This is a genomic window from Acidovorax sp. KPB24-03, assembly GCF_057546605.1.
Map to the genome: position 1 here is coordinate 1 of NZ_BAAJYR010000610.1, position 1555 is coordinate 1555.

The 1555-nt window shown below is 71.1% G+C and carries 3 protein-coding genes; all 3 read right to left on the reverse strand.

From position 1 onward, the window contains the following. Window positions 1–760, reverse strand: a 760-nt coding sequence (locus tag AC27KI_RS24480) for a thiazole synthase (protein ID WP_487116353.1), incomplete at its 3' end; no start/stop codon positions are given. A 5-nt stretch (window positions 761–765) separates the two neighbouring features. After that, on the reverse strand, window positions 766–963 hold the full coding sequence (gene thiS, locus AC27KI_RS24485) for a sulfur carrier protein ThiS (protein WP_284400028.1): 198 nt from the start codon (window positions 961–963) through the stop codon (window positions 766–768). Then, the coding region (locus AC27KI_RS24490) for an FAD-dependent oxidoreductase (protein WP_487116355.1) at window positions 960–1555 on the reverse strand (596 nt) is incomplete at its 5' end. The genes thiS and AC27KI_RS24490, both read right to left, overlap by 4 nt.

A 1555-nucleotide genomic window follows, 5' to 3' on the forward strand; every position in this document is an offset into this window, starting at 1 on the left:
CCATGGCGCCCGCACGGCGGGCGGTGCGGCCGGCCTGCACGGCGTCGGCGAAGGCGCCGGCCATGGCCACCGGGTCTTGCGCCAGGGCCACGGCGGTATTGAGCAGCACGCCGTCGTAGCCCCATTCCATCACCTGGCAGGCATGCGAGGGCAGACCCAGGCCGGCGTCCACCAGCATGGGCACGTCCAGGCGCTCGCGCAGCAGCTGCAGCGCGTAGGGGTTGACGGGGCCGCGGCCGGTGCCGATGGGCGCGGCCCAGGGCATCACCGCCTGGCAGCCCACATCGACGAGGCGCTGGCACAGCACCAAGTCCTCGGTGCAATAAGGCAGCACCTGGAAGCCGTCGCGGATCAGCTGCGAGGCGGCATCGACCAAGTTCAGCGTGTCGGGCTGCAGCGTGTAGTCGTCGCCGATCAGCTCCAGCTTGATCCAGGGCGTGCCGAACACTTCGCGCGCCATCTGCGCGGTGGTGATGGCCTCCTGCACGCTGTGGCAGCCGGCGGTGTTGGGCAGCACGGGCACCTCCAGGCGCCGCAGCAGCTCCCAGAAGCCGCTGCCGGTTTCGGCGGCGTTGCTGCCCTGGCGCCGCAGCGAGGCGGTCACCATCGCGGGCCGGGAGCGCTGCACGGCGGCTTCGAGCACGCTGGGCGATGGGTAGCGGGCGGTGCCCAGCAGCAGGCGGCTGGAAAAGCGCTGGCCGTACAGCACCAGCGCATCGGCGCCGTCGTTGTCTCGGGAAGGGTTGGAAGGGGAATGCATGGTGCTCAGCCGCCCGTCACGGGCGAGATCACTTCCACCCGGTCGCCCGCGGCAAGCTGGCGCAGGTGGTACTGGGTGTTGGGAACGAAAACGGTGTTCACGGCCACGGCGAAGGGCGGGCGCGCGGCGATGGCGGCCAGCGCGTCGGCTACGGTGGCAGGCTCCGGCAGGGTCGTGGCGGTCTGGTTGATGGTGATGTTCATGGGGAAAGGGCTGCCTCTTCGTCGAGGTGCAGGGCCAGATCGAAACGGGAGGCCAGCGCCGATTGTCCCTGGTTCAACCATTCCATGACGGCGTCGAGGATGGCCGGGGCGATCATGAAGCCATGGCGGTACAGGCCGTTGACCTCCAGCACGCGCGGGCGCACCTGGCGGAGGGCGGGCAGGTTGTCGGGCAGGGTCGGGCGGCATTGCGTGGCCACTTCGAGGATGCGGGCCTCGGCAAAGCCCGAATGCACCGCGTAGGCCGCGCTCAGCAACTCCAGGGTCGAGCGCACGCTGGCGGGCGACAGGTCGTCCGATTCGATCTCGGTCGCGCCGATCACGAACAGGTGGTCTTCCTTGGGCGCGATGTAGATCGGGTAACGCGGATGCACCAGGCGGGTTGGCCGCCGCAGGGTCACCTCGGGCGCGTGCACGCGCACGACCTCGCCGCGCACGCCGCGCAGCGCGCTCCACTGCGCGCGGGCGCCCAGGCCCCGGCAGTCGATCACCCAGTCGGGCTGGCCGGGCGTGCCGGGGGAAAAGTCCGATGGCGCGCGCGGGCAGTGCCAGTGGGCCTCGATGCCCAGGCCGG

What these genes read in the sequence shown, in the direction of transcription:
- thiS (WP_284400028.1), bottom strand. Translation starts at nt 963, where the DNA reads ATGAACATCACCATCAACCAGACCGCCACGACCCTGCCGGAGCCTGCC.